Source organism: Streptomyces sp. MMCC 100 (assembly GCF_041538145.2).
Taxonomy (GTDB): Bacteria; Actinomycetota; Actinomycetes; order Streptomycetales; family Streptomycetaceae; genus Streptomyces.
In genome coordinates this window covers 1521854-1545733 of record NZ_JBGORK020000001.1, presented here as the reverse complement: position 1 = coordinate 1545733, position 23880 = coordinate 1521854, and the positions used below count along the sequence as shown (strand labels likewise).

Annotated in this window: 24 protein-coding genes; 8 read left to right on the top strand and 16 right to left on the bottom strand. The window is 72.5% G+C overall.

Translation table 11 applies throughout. The annotated features are described in order from the left end of the window. The first annotated feature begins 4 nt into the window (after window positions 1-4). Entirely contained in the window at window positions 5-904 is a 900-nt protein-coding gene (locus ABS735_RS07110) for a deoxyribonuclease IV (RefSeq protein ID WP_373902010.1), read from the top strand. Window positions 905-926: 22 nt separating this feature from the next. On the opposite strand, the gene ABS735_RS07105 is transcribed toward ABS735_RS07110, so the two are convergent. Beyond that, complete coding sequence (locus ABS735_RS07105) at window positions 927-1574, bottom strand: sulfite oxidase-like oxidoreductase (protein WP_373902009.1); 648 nt, start codon at window positions 1572-1574, stop codon at window positions 927-929. A 192-nt stretch (window positions 1575-1766) separates the two neighbouring features. On the opposite strand from ABS735_RS07105, the gene bfr reads away from it, so the two are divergent. Beyond that, window positions 1767-2270, top strand: a complete 504-nt coding sequence (gene bfr, locus ABS735_RS07100) for a bacterioferritin (protein WP_007448529.1) — start codon at window positions 1767-1769, stop codon at window positions 2268-2270. Window positions 2271-2282: 12 nt separating this feature from the next. On the opposite strand, the gene ABS735_RS07095 is transcribed toward bfr, so the two are convergent. Further along, window positions 2283-2516 (bottom strand): (2Fe-2S)-binding protein, encoded by a 234-nt coding sequence (locus ABS735_RS07095; protein ID WP_030869393.1) that lies wholly within the window; start codon window positions 2514-2516, stop codon window positions 2283-2285. A 164-nt stretch (window positions 2517-2680) separates the two neighbouring features. Then, entirely contained in the window at window positions 2681-4036 is a 1356-nt protein-coding gene (locus ABS735_RS07090; protein ID WP_373902008.1) for a class II 3-deoxy-7-phosphoheptulonate synthase, read from the bottom strand. On the opposite strand from ABS735_RS07090, the gene ABS735_RS07085 reads away from it, so the two are divergent. Both ABS735_RS07085 and ABS735_RS07080 read left to right on the top strand, forming a co-directional pair. After that, window positions 3991-4287 carry a trp operon leader peptide gene (locus ABS735_RS07085; RefSeq protein ID WP_373902007.1) on the top strand — a complete coding sequence of 99 codons (297 nt, stop codon included), beginning with the start codon at window positions 3991-3993 and terminating at the stop codon, window positions 4285-4287. The genes ABS735_RS07090 and ABS735_RS07085 overlap by 46 nt on opposite strands. Before the next feature lie 96 nt (window positions 4288-4383). After that, on the top strand, window positions 4384-6315 hold the full coding sequence (locus tag ABS735_RS07080; RefSeq protein WP_373902006.1) for an anthranilate synthase family protein: 1932 nt from the start codon (window positions 4384-4386) through the stop codon (window positions 6313-6315). Here ABS735_RS07080 and ABS735_RS07075 read toward each other — a convergent pair. From ABS735_RS07075 to ABS735_RS07055, 5 genes are all read right to left on the bottom strand, one after another. Continuing rightward, entirely contained in the window at window positions 6267-7262 is a 996-nt protein-coding gene (locus ABS735_RS07075) for a 2-hydroxyacid dehydrogenase (RefSeq protein WP_373902005.1), read from the bottom strand. The two genes, ABS735_RS07080 and ABS735_RS07075, sit on opposite strands and share 49 nt — an antisense overlap. 61 nt (window positions 7263-7323) lie before the next feature. Further along, window positions 7324-8352 (bottom strand): 6-phosphofructokinase, encoded by a 1029-nt coding sequence (locus tag ABS735_RS07070; protein ID WP_108987029.1) that lies wholly within the window; start codon window positions 8350-8352, stop codon window positions 7324-7326. Between the two features lie 51 nt (window positions 8353-8403). Next, on the bottom strand, window positions 8404-9081 hold the full coding sequence (locus ABS735_RS07065; RefSeq protein ID WP_373902004.1) for a response regulator: 678 nt from the start codon (window positions 9079-9081) through the stop codon (window positions 8404-8406). Then, window positions 9074-10315: a MacS family sensor histidine kinase gene (gene macS, locus ABS735_RS07060; RefSeq protein WP_373902003.1), complete on the bottom strand. Its 1242-nt coding sequence runs from the start codon at window positions 10313-10315 to the stop codon at window positions 9074-9076. Before macS ends, ABS735_RS07065 begins: the two co-directional genes overlap by 8 nt. Before the next feature lie 62 nt (window positions 10316-10377). Continuing rightward, the gene (locus tag ABS735_RS07055; protein ID WP_373902325.1) at window positions 10378-11109 is read right to left on the bottom strand and encodes a lysophospholipid acyltransferase family protein; all 732 of its coding nucleotides are present in this window, start codon (window positions 11107-11109) and stop codon (window positions 10378-10380) included. Window positions 11110-11259: 150 nt separating this feature from the next. On the opposite strand from ABS735_RS07055, the gene ABS735_RS07050 reads away from it, so the two are divergent. After that, a complete protein-coding gene (locus tag ABS735_RS07050) occupies window positions 11260-12063 on the top strand; it encodes an alpha/beta hydrolase (RefSeq protein WP_373902002.1) in 804 nt (267 codons plus the stop codon). Continuing rightward, window positions 12056-12673, top strand: a complete 618-nt coding sequence (locus ABS735_RS07045; protein WP_373902001.1) for a hypothetical protein — start codon at window positions 12056-12058, stop codon at window positions 12671-12673. Before ABS735_RS07050 ends, ABS735_RS07045 begins: the two co-directional genes overlap by 8 nt. 16 nt (window positions 12674-12689) lie before the next feature. Here the strand turns inward: ABS735_RS07045 and ABS735_RS07040 are convergent, their stop codons facing one another. From ABS735_RS07040 to ABS735_RS07015, 6 genes are all read right to left on the bottom strand, one after another. Beyond that, window positions 12690-13457: an endonuclease/exonuclease/phosphatase family protein gene (locus tag ABS735_RS07040; RefSeq protein WP_373902000.1), complete on the bottom strand. Its 768-nt coding sequence runs from the start codon at window positions 13455-13457 to the stop codon at window positions 12690-12692. Between the two features lie 80 nt (window positions 13458-13537). Beyond that, window positions 13538-14491, bottom strand: coding sequence for an ROK family glucokinase (locus tag ABS735_RS07035; protein WP_007448618.1), 954 nt, complete (start codon window positions 14489-14491; stop codon window positions 13538-13540). Between the two features lie 54 nt (window positions 14492-14545). Beyond that, the gene (locus tag ABS735_RS07030; protein ID WP_373901999.1) at window positions 14546-15118 is read right to left on the bottom strand and encodes a DUF5304 domain-containing protein; all 573 of its coding nucleotides are present in this window, start codon (window positions 15116-15118) and stop codon (window positions 14546-14548) included. 63 nt (window positions 15119-15181) lie between these two features. Beyond that, window positions 15182-16354 (bottom strand): ArsA family ATPase, encoded by a 1173-nt coding sequence (locus ABS735_RS07025; protein ID WP_373901998.1) that lies wholly within the window; start codon window positions 16352-16354, stop codon window positions 15182-15184. A 193-nt stretch (window positions 16355-16547) separates the two neighbouring features. Beyond that, on the bottom strand, window positions 16548-16988 hold the full coding sequence (locus ABS735_RS07020; protein WP_373901997.1) for an SRPBCC family protein: 441 nt from the start codon (window positions 16986-16988) through the stop codon (window positions 16548-16550). A gap of 137 nt (window positions 16989-17125) precedes the next feature. Beyond that, window positions 17126-17923 carry a metallophosphoesterase family protein gene (locus tag ABS735_RS07015; RefSeq protein WP_373901996.1) on the bottom strand — a complete coding sequence of 266 codons (798 nt, stop codon included), beginning with the start codon at window positions 17921-17923 and terminating at the stop codon, window positions 17126-17128. Window positions 17924-18233: 310 nt separating this feature from the next. Between ABS735_RS07015 and ABS735_RS07010 the strand changes: the two genes are divergently transcribed. Beyond that, window positions 18234-20069, top strand: a complete 1836-nt coding sequence (locus ABS735_RS07010; RefSeq protein ID WP_373901995.1) for an AMP-dependent synthetase/ligase — start codon at window positions 18234-18236, stop codon at window positions 20067-20069. A 106-nt stretch (window positions 20070-20175) separates the two neighbouring features. On the opposite strand, the gene ABS735_RS07005 is transcribed toward ABS735_RS07010, so the two are convergent. Further along, window positions 20176-21318, bottom strand: coding sequence for a glycosyltransferase family 4 protein (locus ABS735_RS07005; protein ID WP_373901994.1), 1143 nt, complete (start codon window positions 21316-21318; stop codon window positions 20176-20178). A 135-nt stretch (window positions 21319-21453) separates the two neighbouring features. On the opposite strand from ABS735_RS07005, the gene ABS735_RS07000 reads away from it, so the two are divergent. Beyond that, a complete protein-coding gene (locus tag ABS735_RS07000) occupies window positions 21454-22725 on the top strand; it encodes a glycosyltransferase 87 family protein (RefSeq protein WP_373901993.1) in 1272 nt (423 codons plus the stop codon). On the opposite strand, the gene ABS735_RS06995 is transcribed toward ABS735_RS07000, so the two are convergent. Beyond that, a complete protein-coding gene (locus ABS735_RS06995; protein WP_373901992.1) occupies window positions 22682-23875 on the bottom strand; it encodes a hypothetical protein in 1194 nt (397 codons plus the stop codon). The two genes, ABS735_RS07000 and ABS735_RS06995, sit on opposite strands and share 44 nt — an antisense overlap. Window positions 23876-23880 lie beyond the last annotated feature (5 nt).

Here is a 23880-nt window from a genome sequence, read left to right as displayed (position 1 = left end):
ATGGGTGAAGAGTCAACAGTCCGCCCCCTCGGCCATCCCCGCCGCCCTCCCCCGCAACCCCGTCGGCGGCCACGTCCCGGTGGCCGGCGGGCTGCACTCCGTGGGGCTCTCCTACGCCCGTGAGCTGAAGGCGGAGACCGTGCAGGTCTTCGTCGCCAACCCGCGCGGCTGGGCCACGCCGGCCGGCAACCCGAAGCAGGACGAGGCCTTCCGGGAGGCCTGCGCGGCCGGGTCGACCCCCGCGTACGTGCACGCCCCGTACCTGATCAACTTCGGTTCGCACACCGAGGCGACGGTGGAGCGGTCGGTGGAGTCGCTGCGGCACTCGCTGCGGCGTGCGCGTGCCATCGGGGCGCTCGGCGTCGTCGTGCACACCGGGAGCGCCACCGGCGGACGGGACCGGTCGGTGGCGCTGAAGCAGGTGCGGGAGCACATGCTGCCGCTCCTCGACGAGCTGACCCACGACGACGACCCGTACCTGCTCCTCGAGTCGACCGCCGGACAGGGCGCCTCGCTGTGCTCGCGGACCTGGGACTTCGGGCCCTACTTCGAGGCGCTGGACGCCCATCCCAAGCTGGGCGTGTGCCTGGACACCTGCCACATCTTCGCGGCCGGCCACGACCTGACCGGTCCGTCCGGCATGCACCGGACCCTCGACCTGCTGGTGGACACCGTCGGCGAGGGCCGGCTGAAGCTGATCCACGCCAACGACTCCAAGGACGTGGCCGGCGCGCACAAGGACCGCCACGAGAACATCGGCGCCGGTCACATCGGCGAGGACCCGTTCCGGGCGTTGATGACCCACCCGGCGACCGAGGGCGTGCCGCTGGTCATCGAGACACCCGGCGGCAAGGAGGGGCACGCGGCGGACGTGGAGCGGCTCAAGAAGCTGCGCGACGGCTGACCCCCGAGGGGGCCGCGGCGGGTCACAGCTCGGGGCCGTCCCCGGGCTCCTCCTGGTAGGAGTAGCGCTGCTCCCGCCACGGGTCGCCGATGTTGTGGTAGCCGCGCTCCTCCCAGAAGCCGCGCCGGTCGGCGGTCATGTACTCGATGCCGCGGACCCACTTCGGGCCCTTCCAGGCGTACAGGTGCGGGACGACCAGCCGCAGCGGAAAGCCGTGCTCGGCGGTGAGCAGCTCGCCGTCCTTGTGGGTGGCGAAGAGGGTGCGCTCGGCGGCGAAGTCGGACAGTCTGAGGTTGGAGCTGAAGCCGTACTCGGCCCACACCATCACGTGGGTGACGCCGGGTGCGGGCGGGGCGAGGTCCAGGATCGTGGTGGCCGGAACGCCGCCCCATTCCGAGCCGAGCATGCTGAACTTCGTGACGCAGTGCAGGTCGGCGACGACCGTGGTGTACGGCAGGGCGGTGAACTCGTCGTGGGCCCAGCCGTGCTTCTCGTCGTCGGTGGTGGCGCCGAAGACCCGGAACTCCCAGCGCTCCGGGCGGAACTTGGGGACCGGGCCGTAGTGCGTGACGGGCCAGCCGCGCTGCAGTCGCTGCCCGGGTGGGAGCTCGAACCGCGACGCTCCTTGCGAACCGTCTTCTCCCGATCCGTGTTCCACCGGCTGACCCATGCCTCCATCCTGACAGACCCGGACCGATGCCCCTGACCCGCCCCACTTACATTCGGGCAAACCACCCTCAATCTCCGCCAAGGCGACTAAGCCTGTACTTACTTACTAAGTCAACACTTACTGGACGATCTTCGACTCCGGTGCAATCATGCCGCGCAACACGCCTGTTCCCGTTCGAAGGAGCGTCAAGCGATGCAGGGCGACCCGGAAGTCATCGAGTTCCTCAATGAGCAGCTGACCGCCGAGCTCACGGCCATCAACCAGTACTTCCTGCACGCGAAGCTGCAGGACCACAAGGGCTGGACCAAGCTCGCGAAGTACACGCGCGCGGAGTCCTTCGACGAGATGCGCCACGCCGAGGTGCTCACCGACCGCATCCTGCTCCTGGACGGCCTGCCGAACTACCAGCGGCTCTTCCACGTGCGGGTCGGCCAGAGCGTGACCGAGATGTTCCAGGCCGACCGGGAGATCGAGCTCGAGGCGATCGACCGGCTGCGCCGGGGCATCGAGGTGATGCGGGCCAAGCACGACATCACGTCGGCCAACGTCTTCGAGGCGATCCTCGCCGACGAGGAGCACCACATCGACTACCTGGAGACCCAGCTCGACCTGATCGAGAAGCTGGGCGAGTCGCTGTACCTGTCGACGGTGATCGAGCAGACCCAGCCGGACCCGTCGGGACCGGGCTCGCTGTAGCCGGACCCGGCCTCAGGCCGCCTCGGGAAGCTCCGCGAGGACCGGTGCACCCTGGTCGGCCAGCTGCCGGCGGGGGCAGGCGCCGCGGCCGAGCAGGGCCTGGATGCGGCGTACGCAGCCGCCGCAGTCGGTGCCCGCCTTGCAGGCGGAGGCGATCTGGCGGGGCGTGCACGCGCCGGCCTCCGCGTGGCTCTTCACCTGTTCCTCGGTGACACCGAAGCAGCTGCAGACGAACACGCGGTTCACCTCCCGGACGGGGTACAAGGTCGTGCCGTACCGACGACCGGAGGGCCCGCTGATCGGTGAGGCAAACCTAACCTTACCCATCGCGCAAGGCCGGCAAAAGTGGGAGGGGCGCGGATCCCGTGTGACCCGCGCCCCATTTCACCCGCCCGCCCGGGGGCGGACCGTCACTGGTCCCGGTACATCTCCGCCACCAGGAACGCCAGGTCGAGCGACTGGCTGCGGTTGAGCCGCGGGTCGCAGGCCGTCTCGTAGCGCTGGTGCAGGTCGTCGACGAAGATCTCGTCGCCGCCGCCCACGCACTCGGTGACGTCGTCGCCGGTCAGCTCGACGTGGATGCCGCCCGGGTGGGTGCCGAGCGACTTGTGCACCTCGAAGAAGCCCTTGACCTCGTCGAGCACGTCGTCGAAGCGGCGGGTCTTGTGACCGGAAGCCGCCTCGTAGGTGTTGCCGTGCATCGGGTCGGTGATCCAGGCGACGCCGGCACCGGACGCGGTGACCTTCTCCACCAGCTCGGGGAGCTTGTCGCGGATCTTGTCCGCGCCCATCCGGACGATGAAGGTCAGCCGGCCGGGCTCGCGGTCGGGGTCCAGGCGCTCGATGTACTGCAGCGCCTCCTCGGCCGTCGTCGTCGGGCCGAGCTTGATGCCGATCGGGTTGCGGATCCGCGAGGCGAACTCGATGTGCGCGTGGTCCAGCTGCCGGGTGCGCTCACCGATCCACACCATGTGCCCGGAGACGTCGTACAGCTGCCCGGTGCGCGAGTCGACGCGGGTGAGGGCCGACTCGTAGTCGAGCAGCAGCGCCTCGTGCGAGGAGAAGAACTCGACGGTCTGGAACTCGGCCGGGTCCGTGCCACAGGCCCGCATGAAGTTCAGCGCGTTGTCGATCTCCCGGGCGAGCTGCTCGTAGCGCTGGCCGGAGGGGGAGGACTTCACGAAGTCCTGGTTCCAGGCGTGCACCTGCCTGAGGTCGGCGTAGCCGCCGGTGGTGAAGGCGCGCACCAGGTTCAGCGTGGACGCCGAGGCGTGGTACATGCGCTTGAGCCGCTCGGGGTCCGGGACCCGGGCCGCCTCGGTGAAGTCGAAGCCGTTGACGGAGTCGCCGCGGTAGGTGGGCAGCGTCACGCCGTCGCGGGTCTCGGTCGGCTTGGAGCGCGGCTTGGAGTACTGGCCGGCGATCCGGCCGACCTTCACCACGGGCACGGACGCGGCGTAGGTGAGGACGGCGCCCATCTGGAGGAGGGTCTTGAGCTTCGCCCTGATGTGCTCGGCGGACACCGCGTCGAACGACTCGGCGCAGTCGCCGCCCTGGAGGACGAACGCCTCTCCCCTGGCGACCGCGGCCATGCGAGCACGCAGTTGGTCGCACTCTCCGGCGAACACGAGCGGCGGATACGATTCGAGCTCGGCGATCACATCGCGCAGAGCCTCGGCATCCGGGTACTCGGGCTGCTGCGCCGCGGGCAGGTTTCGCCATGTCGCCTGAGCGGCGACACTTCGGGAATCAGCGTTCACGGTCACGCGCCCAACAGTACGCGGTCGGCCGTGGCGTCCAGCACCACGCCCAGTCCGTGAGACGGGCGCACCCGTCGCAGGAGTACGCCCGTCAGCCCCGCGGGTGCGGGGAGCACATCGACGGTTCGGCCGAGGGCTCGCGCCCGGTGGTCGTGGGCGACACCGCGTCTCAGGCGTCCGGATGCGCTAGGGTCGACGGCATGTTCGCGCACTCGACCCAGAACTGGTGGTGGACCGCTCATCCGGCGGCCCACTGACTGCGCGTACGCAAGACTTCGCGAAGGCCGCCCGAGGGGCGGCCTTCGGTGTTTCCGCGACCGGGCCCGTCCCTCCTCGACACAGGGACACCACTCATGACACCGCCCGCCGCACCGCGCACGACTCCGCTCGACGGCCTCCTGGCCGATCCCCGCCCGTTCGCCCTGCTCCGCCGCCGCGCCCCCGGCCACGACCACGACCTCGTCGAGCTGCTGCTCGGCCCGGTCACGGAGCACGGCAGACTCGCCGACCTGCCCGACGAGGGGCTGGCGCTCGTCCCCTTCCGGCAGATCCGCGAACGCGGCTTCGACGTCCGCGACGACGGCACACCGCTGCTGATGCTCACCCCCGAGGAGCGGTACGACATCCCGCTCGCCGAGGCGCTGGCGCAGCTGCCCGCGCACGAGGTCCGGGTCGAGGGCGGCGGCTTCGATGTCGGCGACGAGGAGTACGCGCGGATCGTCGGCCGGGTGCTCGACGAGGAGATCGGGCGGGGCGAGGGCGCCAACTTCGTGATCCGGCGGACGTACGAGGGACGCATCCCGGGGTTCGGGCGGGCCGACGCGCTGGCGCTGTTCCGGCGGCTCCTGGAGGGCGAACGGGGCGCGTACTGGACGTTCGTCGTGCACACCGGGGACCGCACGCTGGTGGGCGCCAGCCCGGAGGTGCACGTCCGGATGTCCGGGGGCACGGTGGTGATGAACCCGATCAGCGGCACGTACCGCTACCCCGCCGAGGGGCCGACCCCCGAACACCTCCTGGACTTCCTCGCCGACGGCAAGGAGATCGAGGAGCTGTCGATGGTCGTCGACGAGGAGCTCAAGATGATGTGCACGGTCGGCGACAGGGGCGGGGTGGTCGTCGGCCCGCGGCTGAAGGAGATGGCGCACCTCGCGCACACCGAGTACGAGCTGCGCGGGAGGTCCTCCCTGGACGCGCGCGAGGTGCTGCGGGAGACGATGTTCGCGGCGACGGTCACCGGCTCGCCGGTGCAGAACGCCTGCCGGGTCATCGAGCGGCACGAGACCGGCGGGCGGGGCTACTACGCGGGCGCGCTGGCGCTGCTCGGGCGGGACCCGGGCGAGGGGCCGGGGCGGGCGGCCGGACCGCAGACGCTCGACTCCCCCATCCTGATCCGTACCGCCGACATCGACGCGGCCGGGCGGCTGCGGGTGCCGGTCGGCGCCACGCTGGTGCGGGGTTCGGACCCGGCGGGCGAGGTCGCGGAGACCCACGCCAAGGCGGCCGGCGTACTGGCGGCGCTGGGCGTACGCCCGTCCCGGCCGCGTGCGGAGGCCGGGCGGCCGGGGCTGGCCGACGATCCCCGGGTGCGGGCCGCGCTGGACGGGCGCCGTGCCTCGCTGGCCCCGTTCTGGCTGCGGATGCAGGAGCCGTCGGCCGCGCTGACCGGGCACGCGTTGGTCGTCGACGCGGAGGACACCTTCACGGCGATGCTCGCGCACGTGCTGCGCTCGTCGGGGCTCGCGGTGAGCGTGCGGCGGTACGACGAGCCGGGGCTGCGCGAGGCGGTGCTGGGGCACGAGGGCGGCCCTGTGGTGCTGGGGCCGGGTCCCGGCGACCCCTGCGACCCGGCCGACCCGAAGATGCGCTTCCTGCGGTCCCTGACCGCCGAGCTGCTCGGGGCGAACCGCCACGACGTCCTCGGCGTCTGCCTCGGGCACGAGCTGATCGCGGCGGAGCTGGGGCTCGACATCGTCCACAAGGAGGTGCCGTACCAGGGCGCGCAGACGGAGATCGACCTGTTCGGGCGGCCGGAGACGGTCGGCTTCTACAACAGCTTCACCGCGCGCTGCGACGACGCGACGGCCGCCGGGCTGGCCGCGCACGGCGTCGAGGTGAGCCGCTCGGCGGGCGGCGAGGTGCACGCGCTGCGGGGCGAGGGCTTCGCCGGCGTCCAGTTCCATCCCGAGTCGGTACTGACGCTGAACGGCACGGCGATCGTCCGGGAGCTGACCGGTCAGCTGCGCGGGACGAGCACGTTCTCCGAGCGGCGGCCCTCCCGGTAGTCGAGGACGTTGCGCACCGTCGTGTCGACGATCTGACCGACGGCGTCCTCCGTGTAGTACGCCTGGTGCGAGGTGACCAGGACGTTCGGGAAGGTGACGAGGCGGGCCAGGGTGTCGTCCTCGATGGCCTCCAGGGACTTGTCGAGGAAGAACAGGCCCGCCTCCGCCTCGTACACGTCCAGGCCGACACCCGCGAAGCGGCCCGCGCGCAGCTCGCCGACGAGGGCCGCGGTGTCGATCAGGCCGCCGCGGCTGGAGTTGATCAGGATGGCGTCGTCGCGCATCGCCTTCAGGGCGGCCGCGTCGATCAGGTGCCGGGTCTCGGCCATCAGCGGAACGTGCAGGGTGATCAGGTCGGAGCGGGCGAGCAGCTCGTCCTTCGGGACGTACCGCATGCCGAGTTCCGCGCAGGCCGGGTTCTCGGCGACGTCCCAGCCGAGCAGGCGCATGCCGAAGCCGTGGGCGATCCGGGCGAAGGCCTCGCCGATCTTGCCGGTGCCGAGGACGCCGGCGGTGCGGCCGTGCAGGTCGCGGCCCATCAGGCCGTCGAGGCGGAAGTCGAAGTCGCGGGTGCGGATGGAGGCGCGCACGATCCGCCGGTTGACGGCCATGGCGAGGGCCCAGGCGAACTCGGCGACCGAGTACGGCGAGTAGTACGACACCCGGGCCACGGTCATGCCGAGCCGCTCGGCCGTGTCCAGGTCGACGTTGTTGAAGCCGGTGGAGCGCTGGGCCACCATCCGGGTTCCGCCGGCCGCGAGGATCTCCAGGACGTCCGCGCCGAGGTCGGCGTTGACGGACGTGGAGACGATCTCGTGTCCCGCCGCGATGGGGGCGGTGTCCCCGTTGAGGAAGACGTCCAGGCAGCGGACGTCCTCGTGGTCGCGGAAGGCCCGCTCGATCAGGGGCTTCTCGTCGGCCTGTACGCCGAAGGCAAGGATCTCCATGACCGCTCCCGTTCCGGTGGGCTCCGGGCCGAATATACGACCCTCGGCCCACCCTCGCCGGTCAGCCGAAGAAGACGCCGACCTCCTCGTACAGCGCCGGGTCGACCGTCTTCAGCCGGGCCGTGGCCTCGGCGATCGGGACGCGGACGATGTCCGTGCCGCGCAGGGCGACCATCTTGCCGAAGTCCCCGTCGTGGACGCAGTCGATGGCGTGCAGGCCGAATCTGGTGGCGAGCCAGCGGTCGAAGGCGCTGGGGGTGCCGCCGCGCTGGACGTGCCCGAGGACGGTGGTGCGGGCCTCGTTGCCGGTGCGTTTCTCGATCTGCTTGGCCAGCCACTCGCCGACCCCGGACAGCCGGACGTGCCCGTAGGAGTCCAGCGACTCGTCCTTGAGCACCATGTCGCCGTCGCGCGGCATCGCCCCCTCGGCGACGACCACGATCGGGGCGTAGGACGCGCGGAAGCGGGAGGTCACCCAGGCGCACACCTGCTCGACGTCGAAGCGCTGCTCGGGGATGAGGATGACGTTGGCGCCGCCGGCCAGGCCCGAGTGGAGGGCGATCCAGCCGGCGTGCCGGCCCATGACCTCGACGACCAGGACGCGCATGTGGGACTCGGCGGTGGTGTGCAGCCGGTCGATGGCCTCGGTGGCGATGCCGACGGCGGTGTCGAAGCCGAAGGTGTAGTCGGTGGCCGACAGGTCGTTGTCGATGGTCTTGGGGACGCCGACGCAGGGCACGCCGTACTCGTCCGCGAGGCGGGTGGCGACGCCGAGGGTGTCCTCGCCGCCGATGGTGATGAGGGCCTCGACGCCGAGTGCGGCGAGGTTGTCCTTGATGCGCCGGATGCCGTCCCGCTGCTGGAGCGGGTTGGTGCGCGAGGAGCCGAGGACGGTGCCGCCGCGGGGCAGGATGCCGCGGACGGCCGGGATGTCGAGCGGGACGGTGTCGCCCTCCAGGGGGCCGCGCCAGCCGTCCCGGAAGCCGGTGAAGTCGTAGCCGTACTCCTGGACGCCCTTGCGGACGACGGCCCGGATGACGGCGTTGAGCCCGGGGCAGTCGCCGCCTCCGGTCAGAACTCCGACCTTCATCGCACAACCCCTTTGCCAGGGTGAGTGGTTGAGGCCACTGTCCCGCGTGGGTCAGGCGTCGTCCAGACCCCGTTCTATCGCGTACCGCACCAGCTCCACCCGGTTGTGCAGCTGGAGCTTGCCCAGGGTGTTCTGGACGTGGTTCTGCACGGTGCGGTGGGAGATGACGAGGCGTTCGGCGATCTGCTTGTAGCTCAGGCCCTTGGCGACCAGGCGCAGCACCTCGGTCTCCCGGTCGGTGAGCCGGGGCGCGCCGGGGTCGTCGGTACCCGCGGCGGGCGCGGGTTCGGAGGCCAGGCGGCGGTACTCGCCGAGGACCAGTCCGGCGAGACCCGGGGTGAAGACCGGGTCGCCGGCGGCCGTACGGCGCACCGCGTCGCGCAGTTCCTCGGTGGAGGCCGACTTCAGCAGGTATCCGGTCGCGCCGGACTTCACCGCCTCCAGCACGTCGGCGTGCTCCCCGCTCGCCGAGAGGACGAGCACGCGCAGCTTCGGGTCGGCGCCGACGACCTCCTTGCAGACCTGGACGCCGGGCTTGCCGGGCAGGTTGAGGTCGAGTACGAGGACGTCGGGGCCGGCGGCCCGGGCCCGGCGCACCGCCTGGTCGCCGTCGCCGGCGGTGGCGACCACGTCGAAGCCGGACTCGGCCAGGTCCCGGGCGACGGCGTCGCGCCACATCGGGTGGTCGTCGACCACCATGACCCTGATCGGGTCCTGTCGTTCACTCATGGTCCGCTGCCTTCCCCCGTGCGGTGGTACTGACGGTCTTCTTCGGTGCCTTCAGTTCGACCTCGGTGCCCTGCCCGAGCACCGAGATCAGTTCGGCCGTGCCGCCGAGGTCGCGCAGCCGGCCGCGGATCGACAGGGCCACGCCGAGCCGTCCCTCGCCCTCGGCCTCGGCGAGCCGCCCGTCCGGGATGCCGGGCCCCTCGTCGCGGACGGTGACGATCACCTCGTCCGGTTCGTCCTCGACCAGGATCCACGCGCGGGCCCGCTCGCCCACGTGCTCGCGGACGTTGTCCAGGGCCGCGCCCACGGCGGCCGCCAGCTCCCGTGCGGCGAGGGGGGCGAGGAGGACCGGGGCGCCCGGCTCGGCGAGGTTCACCAGCGAGCCGGCGTACGGGGCGAGCAGGGCGCGCAGGTCGACGGGACCGTCCGGGTCCTCCCCCTCCGGTTCCTCGACCATCCGGACGACCGCGCCCTCGGCGGCGTCCTCCGACACGCGGGAGACGGGCACCAGGCCCCCGGAGACCAGGGTGCGCAGGGCCACCTCCTGCTCACCGGCGAGGCGGCCCAGCTCGGCCGCCTCGCCGCCGATGACGGCGCCCCGGCGCTGCACCATCGCCAGCACCTGGAGGACGCTGTCGTGGATGTCCCGGGCGAGCCGCTCGCGCTCCCTGGTCGCCGCCTCGATCTCCAGGGCGCGCGCGAGGGTGCGCTCGGAGGCGCGGGCGACCTCGACGACGTAGCCGATGGCGATGGAGGCGACCCAGACGAGGATGACGTTGTGGACGGTGTCGCGGGCCGGGGTGCCGCGTTCGACCAGGTTGGCGACGGCGACGAGGGTGGAGGCGGCGGCCGCCCAGCGCCAGCCGCCCTTGATGGCGAAGGCCAGCACGGAACCGGCGGTCCATATCGACGGCAGGGTCGGGCCGCCGTCCATGACGCGTTCGTGGGCGTCGGCGAAGGGCGTGAGCAGGATGCCGGTCAGGGCGACCGTGAGGTCGGCGGCGAGGAACCGCTTGGTGCAGCTCGCGGCGTTCGTGACCTTGGGGAGGGTGGCCAGGGTCCAGACGAAGAGCACGGCGTAGTAGGCGACGGCGAGCCAGGGGCGGGCGAAGCCGGAGTAGGCGGTGGCGAAGAAGCCGATCGCGTACAGCATGGTGAGCACGCGGTAGCCGGCGAGCGCGCGCCACAGCGGCAGCTCGACCGACATCCTCATGACTCTCTCGCGCCTGGCCATGTCCCCCCTCCCCCGGCGACCGGTGCCCGGATGCCCGGTGCCCCGGTGCCCCGGTGCCCGGACTAAGTCCCGCTCTTGTCGGCCTTGGCCGCCTTCTCGCTCTTTGCCGCCTTCTCGGCCTTCGCCGCGTCCGCGAGCTGCCGCTTCATGGCGGTCGCGTACATGTCGACGTACTCCTGGCCGGAGAGCTTCATGATCTCGTACATGACCTCGTCGGTCACCGCTCGGAGCACGAAGCGGTCGTGCTCCATGCCCTGGTAGCGGGAGAAGTCCAGCGGCTTGCCGATGCGGATGCCGGGCCGCATCAGCTTCGGCATCACCTGACCGGGCGGCTGGATCTTCTCGGTGTCGATCATGGCGACCGGGACGACGGGCGCGCCGGTGGCGAGCGCCACGCGCGCGAGCCCGCCCGGCTTGCCGCGGTAGAGGCGGCCGTCCGGGGAGCGTGTGCCCTCGGGATAGATGCCGAACAGTTCGCCGCGCTCCAGGACCTCTATGCCGCTCTTGATGGCGGCCTCCCCCGCGCCGCGCGCGCCGGACCGGTCCACCGGGAGCTGGCCCACGCCCTTGAAGAAGGCGGCGGTCAGCCTGCCCTTGATCCCGGGGGTGTTGAAGTACTCGGCCTTGGCGATGAAGGTCACCTTGCGGTCGAGGACGGCGGGCAGGAAGAACGAGTCGGAGAACGACAGGTGGTTGCTCGCCAGAATCGCGGGACCGTCGGCCGGGATGTACTCCAGGCCCTCCACCCAGGGCCTGAAGGCAAGCTTCAGCGACCCCCCGATGGTGACCTTCATCGTGCCGTACAACAACCCAGTGCCTCCCGTGTCCGTGGCTCAGACCTTAACCCGGGACACCGTCAATGGCCCCGACGGCCCTGGTCGGTGTCAGTGCGGTCGCGTACGGTGAAAGACCCGCGAGTACCCCTGACGACAGGAGACCGAGACGTGTCGGTCCTGCCCGGAGCCGAGCCGTTCCGCCACGAGGGCGGTGAGGTCGGCGTCCTCCTCTGTCACGGTTTCACCGGTTCCCCGCAGTCGCTGCGTCCCTGGGCCCGGTACCTGGCCGCGCGCGGACTGACCGTGTCGCTGCCGCTGCTGCCCGGGCACGGCACGCGCTGGCAGGACATGCAGGTCACGGGCTGGCAGGACTGGTACGCGGAGGTGGACCGCGAACTGCGCGCCCTGCGCGAGCGCTGTACCCGGGTCTTCGTGGCCGGCCTGTCCATGGGCGGCGCGCTGGCGCTGCGGCTCGCCGCGAAGCACGGGGACGCGGTGTCGGGCGTCGTCGTCGTGAACCCGGCGAACCGGATGCACGGCGTCGCCCAGCACGCCCTGCCGGTCCTGCGCCACCTGGTGCCCGCGACGAAGGGCATCGCCAGCGACATCGCCAAGCCGCTCAGCGCGGAGCTGGGGTACGACCGGGTGCCGCTGCACTCGGCGCACTCGCTGCGCGCCTTCTTCCGTCTGGCCGACGGCGACCTGCCGCAGGTGACCCAGCCGCTGCTGTTGCTGCGCAGCCCGCAGGACCATGTGGTGCCGCCCGCCGACTCTGCGCGGATCCTGGGCCGGGTGTCGTCGACGGACGTGACGGAGATCCTGCTGGAACAGAGCTACCACGTGGCGACGTTGGACCACGATGCGGACCGGATCTTCGCGGAGAGCGTCGCGTTCATCGGCCGGCTCGCGCCCGGTTCCGTCGGGGAGCCGGAGCCCGGTCTCGGCAAGGAAGGGACGGCCGCAGGTGGCTGAGCACGACTCCGACCGCGAGGACCGCGAGGAGCGGGACCTGGAGCGGGAGCACCACGAGGCACGGGGGCGCGCGGCGGACGGCGGGCCCGAGGCGCAGGGCGTGCCCTTCGACGAGGACGCCGCCTGGGACGCGATCGTCGCCGGGTACGGGGAGGAGCCCCCGGACCCGCCGGGCGCGAAGCCGTTCAAGTCGGTCGAGGACCTGGCACTGCTCGAGCCCGAGGTGAACGACGAGAAGCCCGCGGCGGACCGGCCCGCCTCGGACCGGCCGCTGGGCAGCTCCGTCGCGTTCGCGCCCGGCATCGGTCCGCGCGACCACACACCCGCCGAACCGTCCGACGACGACTTCGACGCGGACGACGAGGGCCACTTCGTGCCGCCCGAGCCGCCGCCGCTGCCCGACGCGGACCCCACCGCGAAGTTCGCCTGGCTGGGCGTGCTCGGCGGCCCGGTGCTGCTCCTGCTGGCGGTGGTGCTCGGCTGGGACATGACCTGGTGGCTGACGACCCTGAGCATCGGCGGCTTCCTCGGCGGCTTCGCCACCCTGGTCATGCGAATGCGGACGGGCGACGAGGACGACGACGATCCGGGGCGCGGCGCGGTGGTGTAGCCCGCGGGACCTGCGATCAGGCGGTCGTGGAGGGTACGCGGAGGGCGGTCAGGACCGGGAGGTGGTCCGTGGCCGCCCTCAGGTCGTCCTCCGCCACGCCGGGCAGTCCCGACGGCACCCCGCAGCCCAGCACCTCGACGCCCTCGGTGACGAAGACCGCGTCGATACGGCGGTCCGGGGCGGTGGCGGGGAAGGTGTACTCCCCGCCCCAGGGCGCGGCGGTCCAGCAGTCGCGCAGCCCGTCGCCGAGCCGCCGGAAGGTGCGGCCGCCGGGGCGCTCGTTCAGGTCGCCGCCCGCCACGGCGTGCGTCACGCCGAGGGCGGCCAGTTGGTCGAGGAGCAGACCGGCCTGCTCGTGGCGCTCGTCCGGCCGCAGCGACAGATGGGTGCTGAGTACGCCGAGACGGGCCCCGCCGATCCGGACCACGGCGGTGGCCAGGCCCCGGCGGTGCTGACCGGGGGTGAGCGGGAGCAGCACGTCCTCGGTGCGCTCCACGGTGGCCCGCAGGTTGCAGAGCAGCGCGGGGCCGGCGGCGGTGCCGCCACCGGAGAGGAGCACCAGGCCGGACGCGGCGGCGAGCCGGGTGATCTTCTTGCGCCAGCGGAAGAAGCGGGGGGCCTCCTGGAGGAGGACGAGGTCGGGGGCGCAGGCCTTGATGACGCGGGCGAGGGCGTCGGTGTCGTCGCGCAGGGAGCGGACGTTGTAGCTCAGGACGCGGACGACCGCGGAACCGTCCGGTTCGGTACGGGAGTTGGGGAGGGGAGGAAGGGAGGACGTTGCCATGCGGATCAAGATACGACGAGGCCCGTCGTCCCCCGGAGAGGGCTCGACGGGCTCTGTCGTACCGGAGGGCCTCGCGGCCGCTACATGATCGGGTCGGGTTCCCTCGCCAGGTCGGCGGCGCCGACCAGGCCGGCCTTGTTGCCGAGCTGGGCGGCGATGACGTCGGCGACCGGGCGCCAGTTGCCGCCGACCAGCCAGCGCTTGTAGGACTTGCGGATCGGGTCGAGGACCAGGTCGCCCTCGTCCGAGAGGCCGCCGCCGACGATGAAGGCGGACGGGTCGAAGAGCGAGGCCAGGTCGGCGAGGCCGGCACCGGCCCAGCGGGCCAGTTCCCGGTAGGAGTCGACGGCGACGGGGCAGCCCTGGCGGGCGGCGACCGAGATGTGCTTGCCCTCGATGCCGTCGGGGGTGCCGTCGCCGAGCGCGAGCAGTACCTCGGCGCGCTCGGGGGTGGCGTTGGCACGCTGCTTGGCGTACCGCACCAGTGCCCGTCCCGACGCGTACTGCTCCCAGCAGCCCTGCGAACCGCAGCCGCACAGCAGGCCGTCGGGCACCATGCGGATGTGGCCGAACTCGGCGGCCACCCCGAAGTGACCGCGGCGCAGCTTGTTGCCGATGATGATGCCGCCGCCGAGGCCGGTGCCGAGGGTGATGCAGATGACGTTGCGGTGGCCCTTGCCGCCGCCGAACTTGTACTCGCCCCAGGCCGCGGCGTTGGCGTCGTTCTCCACGACCACGGGGAGGCCGACGCGCGCCTCGACCTTCTCCTTGAGCGGCTCCTGGCGCCAGTCGATGTTGGGCGCGAAGTAGACCGTCGAGCGCTGGCGGTTGACGTATCCGGCGGCACCGATACCGACGCCGACGATCTCGTGCCCCACGCGCGCGCCCTCCACCGCGGAGGCGATGGCGTCCACGATGGCCTCGGGTGTGGTGGGGGTCGGCACCTTGTGGGTCGAGAGGATGTTGCCTTCCTCGTCGACCACGCCGGCCGCGATCTTCGTGCCGCCGATGTCGACGCCGATGGTGAGTCCCATGAATCCCTCAGTTCGGTCGAGCCCCGCTAAGGGCAACCGTACCCGAGGCGGGGCTCAGTCCAGGTCGATGCGCTGTCCGGGGCCGGTGCCCCCGTCGCCCTCGTCACGGCCGTCGGCGCCGCGTCCGTCCAGGTCGCGGGGGTCGCGGGGATCCTCGGAGGCGGTGTCCCCGCTGGTCCAGCGGCGTTCCTGGTTCTGGACGGCGGAGCGGTAGGCGGCGAGGAGTTCACCGCCGGCGGCGGCGAGGTGGTCGAACACGTCCGGGTTGCGCTCGATGACCGGTTCGACGGCGGCCTTCGCCTGCTGGACGACCTGCCGGACCACCTGCTGGGCGGCGGGTCCGGCGACCTGGCCGAGCAGCGGGGACTGGAGGCCGGACAGCTTGTCGGCGACGGTGTCGACGAGCCGGCGCAGCTCCTCGGCGGCGGAGCCGGGCGGCGGCCCGTACGCGGCACGGCGGCGGGACTTCTCCGCCTCCAGGTCCTCGGCGCACGCCGTCGCCCAGGCGTCGGCGTCGGTCGCACGCGCCTCGTCGGCCGCTCGCGCCTCACCGGTCGCACGTGTCTCGTCGACCGCGTCGGCCTCGTCGGGGCGGGACGCCTCGGACGGGGGGAGCTCTTCGCTCATGACGGACTCCTGACTACGGTTCGTCCTTACGACGTTACCCGAACGGGCGCGGCCCCCGTCGGGTCATCGTCCCTGCGGCCACAGTCCCGGGTCCGGCGCGAACCGGACGGCGAGCGTGCCGTCCCGCAGCGCGGCCCCGTCGACGGTGCAGCGGCGCAGCGCGGACGGCAGCGGGACGATGCGGCGGAAGGAGCCTGCCGCTACGACCAGTTCGTCCCCGCGGCGGATCAGGTCGAGCTCCTCGCGTACGGCGCCGGGCAGCGGGATGTGCCAGACCAGCACGCCGTCCTCGGCCAGCCGGTCGGTGACGGGCCACTCGACCGGGGAGGCATCCGGGTTGACGCCCGGCACGTCGAGGGCCGCGAGGTCGTCCGTGCCGCGCGGGTCGCGGCCGAGATGGGCGACGGCGCGGACGTCGTACGTCCCCCGCCACTCCTCCAGTGTCTTGCGCTGCTGGGCGAGGGGGCCGCTGAGCCAGCTGTCCGCCGGGGCGTCCTCGGGCAGGACGCGGTTGGCGACCAGCAGGTCGGTGCGCAGGCCGCGCAGGGCGAGGCCGAGGGTGGTGGTGCGGACGGCGTCGGCTCCGGCCGGTCCGGGTTCGGCGACGAGCCGTACGGCGGTGTTCCGGTCGGCCAGGACGGCCTCGGCGGCGGCGAGTTCCAGGTCCCAGCGGGCGGTGGCCTCGTAGAGTGCCTCGGCCGGCATGGGGACGCCGGCGAGTCGGCCGAGTACGGGGCGCAGGGCGCGGGCGGCCTGCCGCTCGGGCGGGAGCAGGCGGCGCAGACTGCGGCGCAGTTCCTCGGGCGCGGCGAGCAGGGCGAGGGCGCGCGGCGCGGGCGGGAGGTCCACGACGAGGAGGTCGTGCGCCTCGGCGAGGGCGGCCTCGCGCAGGGCGCGCAGCAGGGCGAGGTCCTCGGCGCCGGGCAGCGGGGTGAGGTCCTCGGGGTCCAGGCGGGAGGCGCCGAGGAGGTCGAGGGCGGAGGCGGCGCGGTCCTGGAGGGCGGCGAGGGCGTCCCGGAAGCCCTGGGCGGAGTCGGGGCGCCAGGCGGTGAGGCCCGGTTCGACGGGGGTCGGCGCGGGGCCCGTGGGCACGCCGAGCGCGGCGCCGAGGGTGTCGTCGCGGTCGGTGCCCAGGAGCAGGGTGCGGGTGCCCTGGCGGGCCGCGGTGAGCGCGGTGGCGGCGGCGACGGTGGTACGGCCGGTGCCGCCGGGGCCTGTGATCAGGAGGGTGCGCATGGGGGTGAACGGTACCGGTGCCTGGGCGGCGCCGGGTGCGGGTGCGGGGGGGTGCGGGTGCCGGGAGGTGCGCAGCCCGGCGTTGCGGGGTGCCTCCCCCACTCTCGGCTTCGCTCGAGCGGGAGGTACCCCCACCGCCCACCCGTGCCGCCCCAGCGGCACGACTGCCCGCAGCTGCGGCGGCTGCCCGTGGCTAGGGCTGGTTCGACTCCACGCGCTTCTTCAGGCCTGCCAGGGCTCGGTCGATGATGACCTTCTCGGCCTTGCGCTTGATCATGCCGAGCATCGGGATCTTGACGTCCACCGTGAGGCGGTAGGTGACCTCCGTGCCCGTGCCCGCCGGGCGGAGCAGGTAGGAGCCGTCGAGGGAGCGCAGCATCTGGGACTTCACCAGCGTCCAGGACACCTCGTGCTCGCCGGTCCAGGTGTAGCCCAGCGTCTGGTCGTCCTTGATCGCCCCGGCGTCCATGACGAGCCGGACCTGCTCGGCGCGCCCCTGCGCGTCGGTCGCGAGGACCTGCGCCTCCTTCACCTCACCGGTCCAGTCCGGATAGCGCGCGAAGTCGGCGATCACCGCCATGACGTCGGCCGGTGCCGCCTCGATGGTGATGCTCGAGCTGGTGTGTTCCGCCATCGCCGTGGCTCCTCCGGATGCGGGCCGCTACTGAGGTCGTCGTGCGCCCGTCGCGCGCACGTGTGTGCCGCGTGAAGGCTATCGCGCACGGGCGGAGCGCATGTCACCACCCACCTGCGCGGGTCCGCCGCACAGGTTCACCACTCCAGCGCCCACGGCCGTCCCGTCGACGCGAAGTGGCCGACGTTCACGCACTCGGTCGCCCCGACGCGCATCCGCCGTGTCAGCGGCTGGTGGACGTGCCCGAACAGGGCGTAGCGGGGACGGGTGCGGCGGATCGCGTCCAGCAGCGCGCGACTGCCCCGCTCGAAGCGGCGGGCCACCGTGTCGTAGACCAGTTCCGGCACCTCGGGCGGGATGTGCGTGCACAGCACGTCCACCTCGCCGACGGCCTCGATCTTCGCGGCGTACTCCTCGTCGCTGATCTCGTACGGCGTGTTCATCGGGGTGCGCAGCCCGCCGCCGACGAAGCCGAAGACGCGGCCGCCGATCTCCACCCGCTCCCCGTCGAGCACGGTGGTGCCGGGGCCGGCGTACTCGGACCACAGCGGCGGCACGTCGACGTTGCCGTAGGTGGCGTACGTCGGAGTGGGGAACGCGGCGAACAGCTCGGCGTACTGCTTGCGCACCGCCCCTTCGATCAGCTCGCGCGGGTCCCCGCCGGTCTCCGCCCACAGCCGCCTGCCGAACTCCCGGGCCTCGGCGAAGCGGCGGGCGGTGCGCAGCGCGACGATGCGGTCGGCGTTCGCGACGCCGAACAGGTCGGGGAAGATGCCGCGCGAGTGGTCGGCGTAGTCGAGGAAGAGGACCAGGTCTCCGAGGCAGATCAGGGCGTCGGCGCCCTCGCCGGCCCGGGCCAGGTCGCGGGCGTTGCCGTGGACGTCGCTGACCACGTGGACGCGTGTGCTCGTGTTACGGGGCGGTGTGGGTGCCATGGCGATCAAGCGTAAGCAGCGCACACCTCTTGTGAACAGTGGCGGTCGGACCTGCGGTTACTGGCTGGTCGGTTGATCCGTCGACTACTGTGCGCAAAGCAAACCCCATCCGTGTGACGCAGCGAACATCTCGCGGGGACCCCCTGTCGGAGAACGCATACCGGCGGGTAACGTCCGGGCAGTCCAGTCGTGCTCTGGATTTCAACATGTGAATCGCGCATGAGTTCTCCCGAGCACTTGCCCGAGCCTTGGACCGCACCGTCGCATCACACAGTGTCGTGGCGCCGGCGCCCTATGAGGAGCAGCAGTCTTGCGCGAGTTCAGCCTTCCGGCCTTGTACGAGGTCCCTACGGACGGAAACCTGACCGACATCGTCCGCAGAAACGCCGCGCAGCATCCCGACGTCGCCGTCATCGCCCGCAAGGTGAGCGAAGCGAAGTGGGGGTCCCCCCGGACGGAGTCTGGGGGAGACGCCTGGCAGGACGTGACCGCGCGCGCCTTCCTCGCCGAGGTGCACTCCGCCGCCAAGGGCCTCATCGCCTCCGGTGTCCAGCCGGGCGACCGGGTCGGGCTGATGTCCCGTACGCGCTACGAGTGGACGCTGCTGGACTTCGCGATCTGGAGCGCGGGCGCGATCACCGTGCCGGTGTACGAGACCAGCTCGCCTGAGCAGGTGCAGTGGATCCTCAGTGACTCGGGTGCCACGGCGTGCGTCGTGGAGTCGGCCGGGCACGCCGCCACCGTCGAGTCGGTGCGCGAGCAGTTGCCCGCCCTCAAGAACGTCTGGCAGATCGACGCGGGCGCCGTGGAGGAGCTGGGTCGTCTGGGCCAGGACGTCACGGACCGGACCGTCGAGGAGCGCGGCTCGATCGCGAAGGCCGACGACCCCGCGACCATCGTGTACACCTCCGGCACCACGGGCCGCCCCAAGGGCTGCGTCCTCACCCACCGCAGCTTCTTCGCGGAGTGCGGCAACGTCGTCGAACGGCTGCGTCCGCTCTTCCGCACCGGTGAGTGCTCGGTCCTCCTCTTCCTGCCGCTCGCCCACGTCTTCGGCCGCCTGGTCCAGGTCGCGCCGATGATCGCGCCGATCAAGCTGGGCAACGTCCCCGACATCAAGAACCTCACCGACGAGCTGGCCGCCTTCCGGCCCACGCTGATCCTCGGCGTGCCGCGCGTCTTCGAGAAGGTGTACAACTCGGCGCGCGCCAAGGCGCAGGCGGACGGCAAGGGCAAGATCTTCGACAAGGCCGCGGACACGGCGATCGCGTACAGCAAGGCGCTGGACACCCCGTCGGGCCCGTCCGTCGGCCTGAAGATCAAGCACAAGGTCTTCGACAAGCTCGTCTACAGCAAGCTCCGTACGGTCCTCGGCGGCCGCGGCGAGTACGCCATCTCCGGCGGTGCCCCGCTCGGTGAGCGGCTCGGCCACTTCTTCCGCGGCATCGGCTTCACGGTCCTGGAGGGCTACGGCCTGACCGAGTCCTGCGCGGCCACCGCCTTCAACCCCTGGGACCGGCAGAAGATCGGCACGGTCGGCCAGCCGCTGCCCGGCTCCGTGGTGCGCATCGCGGACGACGGCGAGGTGCTGCTGCACGGCGAGCACCTGTTCAAGGAGTACTGGAACAACCCGGGCGCGACCGCGGAGGCGCTGGCCGACGGCTGGTTCCACACCGGCGACATCGGCACCCTCGACGAGGACGGCTACCTGCGGATCACCGGCCGCAAGAAGGAGATCATCGTCACGGCCGGCGGCAAGAACGTCGCCCCGGCCGTCCTAGAGGACCGCATCCGCGCGCACGCGCTGGTCGCGGAGTGCATGGTGGTCGGCGACGGGCGGCCCTTCGTGGGCGCGCTGGTCACCCTCGACGAGGAGTTCCTGGGCCGCTGGTGCGCGGAGCACGGGAAGCCGGCCGGCTCGAGTGCGGTGTCGCTGCGGGAGGACCCGGACCTGCTGGCGGCGATCCAGGACGCGATCGACGACGGGAACGCGGCGGTGTCGAAGGCGGAGTCGGTGCGGAAGTTCCGGGTGCTGGGGGCGCAGTTCACCGAGGACTCGGGGCACTTGACGCCTTCGCTGAAGCTGAAGCGGAATGTTGTGGCGAAGGATTATGCCGACGAGATCGAGGCTATCTACGCCAAGTAGCCGGGCGGGGGCGCCTGGTGGGGTGCCTCGTTGTGGTTTCTCCCGCAGTTCCCCGCGCCCCTTGGCGGCATGCACCCGCCCCTTGCTTCCCAAAGAGCACCCTGCGTCACAGCAAGGCCTTCAGGTGCTGCGCAAGCAGGTCCCAGCGCCACTTTTCCTCGACCCACGACCTGCCCCGTTCGCCCATTCTGCGGCGGAGTTCCGGGTCGGCCAGGAGGGTCGTGATGCGGTCGGCGGACTGGTTCGGGTCGTCGCCGCGGACCACCCAGCCCGTCTCACCGTCGAGTACGGCGTCGGGCGCGCCGCCCGAGTCGCCGGCGACGACGGGCAGGCCGGTCGCGGAGGCTTCGAGGTAGACGATGCCGAGGCCCTCCACGTCGAGGCCGCCCCGGCGGGTGCGGCACGGCATGGCGAAGACGTCCCCGGCGCCGTAGTGGGCGGGCAGCTCGGACCAGGGCACGGGGCCCGTGAAGTGGACGGAGGCGGCCACGCCCGTCTCGACGGCGAGGCGGCGCAGGTCCTTCTCGTAGGGGCCGCCGCCGACGATGAGCAGGACGGCGTCCGGCTCGGCGGCGAGGATGCGGGGCATCGCGCGGATCAGGGTGTCCTGGCCCTTGCGCGGGACCAGGCGTGAGACGCAGACGACGACGGGGCGGTCGGTGAGTCCCAGGCGGGCGCGCACCTCGTCGCCGCCGCTGGCCGGGTGGAATGTCTTCTCGTCGACACCGGGCGGCAGTTGCACCATCCGGGCGGCGGCCTCGGGCGTGAGCGCGCTCGCGATGCGGGAGCGGGTGTACTCGCCGAGGTAGGTGATCGTGTCGGTCGACTCCCCGATCCGGCGCAGCAGTTGGCGGGCCGCGGGCAGCTGGGCCCAGCCCGCCTCGTGGCCGTGGGTGGTGGCGACGAGGCGCTCGGCGCCCGCCTTGCGCAGGGCCGGGGCCATCAGGCCGAGGGGCGCGGCCGCCCCGAACCACACCGACGTGCAGCCGTGCTCGCGCAGCAGGCCCACCGCCCGCCGGGTCGCGCCCGGCGTCGGCAGCAGCATCGTCGTACGGTCCCGTACGACCGTGAAGGGCTGTTCGGCGTCGAAGGCGGCGGTGGCCTCGATGCCCTCGCGGCTCCGCTTCCACGTGGAGGCGTGGACGACCAGCCGCTCGGGGTCCAGGCGCAGCGCCATGTTGTGCAGAAAGGCCTGGATGCCGCCCGGGCGGGGCGGGAAGTCGTTCGTTACGATCAAGGTCTTTCGCACGCCGCCGACCCTACCGAACCGGCCGCCGGATGCTGGGCCCGGCCGCCTCCTGTGGCACGCCCACGACTGTCCGGGTCATCATGTCCGCACCAGCAGGCAGGCATGGACCGGCGGGCACGGACGGGCAGGGAGCACGTGAAGACGAAGGACGCGGGGCGGTCACCGGTGTGGCTGCTGACGACCTGGGGCGCCTCGCGGCTGGTGCTGATGCTGCTCGTGCTGAAGGTGCTGGTCTTCCCCGGTCCGGACGTCACGAGCGACGTGTCCGTCATCTACCACGGCTGGTACGACGTCCTGCGCACCGGAACGTTTCCGCTGGACGACGTCACCTGGCAGTACCCGCCCGCCGCGGCCTTCGCGATCCTCTCGCCCGCCCTGCTGCCCTTCCTGGAGTACGCGACGGCGTTCTTCGTCCTCGTCTGCGTCACGGACGCCGCCGTCCTCGCGCTGCTGTGGCACGCGGGCCGGGGGGCGGGGCGCTCGCGGCGCGGTGCGTGGGTGTGGGTGGTGGGCGTACCGCTGCTCGGTCCGACGGTGTACGCCCGCTACGACGTGATGGTCACCGCCGTCGCGGTGGCCGCGCTGCTCGCCGCCGGGCGGCATCCGCGCGTGGCGGGGGGCCTGGCGGCTCTCGGGGCGCTGCTGAAGGTGTGGCCGGCGCTGGTGCTCCTCGGGATGCGGGGGCGGGCGCCGTGGGTGTCCGCGGTGCTGAGCGGTGCCGGGCTCGCCGCGCTGTTCGCCGTGTCGATGCCCGGGGCGTCCGCGTTCCTGACGTTCCAGCGTGAGCGGGGCGTCGAGGTGGAGTCGCTGGGCTCGCTGGTCTTCCACGTCGCCCGGCACTTCGGCTGGGAGGGCGGGGTGCTGCTGAACTACGGCTCGATGGAGTTCCTGGGCCCGCACGTGGGCACGGTGGGCACGGTCTCGCTGGGGTTGAGCGCGGTGGCGTTCGGCTGGCTGCTGCTGTGGCGGCTGGTGGCCGCGCGGCGGTCGGTGGCTGAGCGGTTCGCGGCGCACACGGCGGCGGACGCGGCCTTCGTGGCGGTGCTGATGTTCACGGTGACGAGCCGGGTGATCAGTCCCCAGTACCTGGTGTGGCTGATCGGCATCGGTGCGGTCTGCTGGTGCTTCCGGTCGAGCCGGATGCGGGTGCCGGTCACCCTGGTGCTGGTGGCGAGCCTGGTGACGGTGCTGGAGTTCCCGCTCCTGTTCGGCGACGTCGTGACGAGCACCCCGCTCGGCATCACGCTCCTGTTCGTCCGCAACGGCCTGCTGGTGGCCGCGTCCCTCGTCGGTGCCCGTGCCCTGTGGCGGGACACGGTGCGGCGCGGGGCCCCGGATGCGGCCGGGGAGCCGTCCGGACCCGTCAGCCGAGCCCCGTCCGCAGATACTCCCGCCAGCGCGCCGTGAAGTCCTCCGAGCTCGTACCGAGCACCTTCTTCATCGCGTCCTCGACGGCGCCGGCGCGCTCGTCGTGCGCGCCCACGGAGCGGTAGAAGGCGTCCAGCCGGTCCTCGCCCCACTGCTCGGCGATCATCCGGCAGGCCAGCCAGCCGCCCTCGTACGCCCGGGCCAGTTCCTCCGCCTCGGCGGTGAAGCCGAAGTCCTCGTCCGTCGGCAGCCGCGCCGGCACCTCGCCTCCGGCGACCGCGGCGGCCAGTTCGGGGGCGGCCTGGGCGGCGGGGCGTCCGCTGTCGCGGTAGCCGACCCAGTCGGCGTAGCCCTCGGAGAGCCACAGCGGCGTGGCGGAGGTGGTGTCGGCGCGGGTGGCGACGTGGGTCGTCTCGTGGGTGAGCACCACCTGCTTGCCGAGGTCGCCGAGGAGCCCGTACGCGTCGGGGTTGACGATGATCCGGTCCGCGGGGGCGTGTTCCCGGCCGCCCGTCTCCCCGGTGGTGACGGCGGCGATGCCCCGGTAGGACGAGGCGGGGGAGCCGAGCAGGCCCGCCATGCCCTCCAGCGACCGGGGCACGACCACGACCACCCGGCGGGCCCAGGCGCCGTCCCAGGCGTCCGAGACGGCGGGCACCGCCCGGTCGGCCAGGCCGGCGAAGCGGCGCAGGGTCCCGGTGGGCTGCCCGACGCCGAGGACGAGGCTGTGCTTCCCGCGGACGACCTCGACCGCGCCCTGGTCCCAGGGCTGCTGGCCGGACTTCTTCGCCGGCCGGTCGGAGTCGACGGACCACCGCCCGCCGGTGCCGTCCCGGCTCAGCCGCACCGTGCGGCCGGTGGCGACGGCACCCCGGTCGTAGCCCTCGACGCGGTAGCGCAGCTCGACGTCGGCGGTGGCGGTGTCGCCGGCGCGGTCCACGTCCCGCACCCGGTAGGACCAGGCGGCCAGCGGGACCGCGCTCAGGTTGCCGAAGCCGGTACCGGTGCCGGTGCGTGCGTAGGCGGCCGCGTCGTGGGCCAGGACGGCCGCCGCACGCCGGTCCAGGACCCGCTGGACGTCGGCCCGCGCGGGGTCGGCCACGGTGCGGCCGCCGCATGCCACGAGCCCGACGAGCAGCAGGCACAGCGCCACCACCGAGAACCCCGACACCCGCCTTCGACCAGCCACCTTCC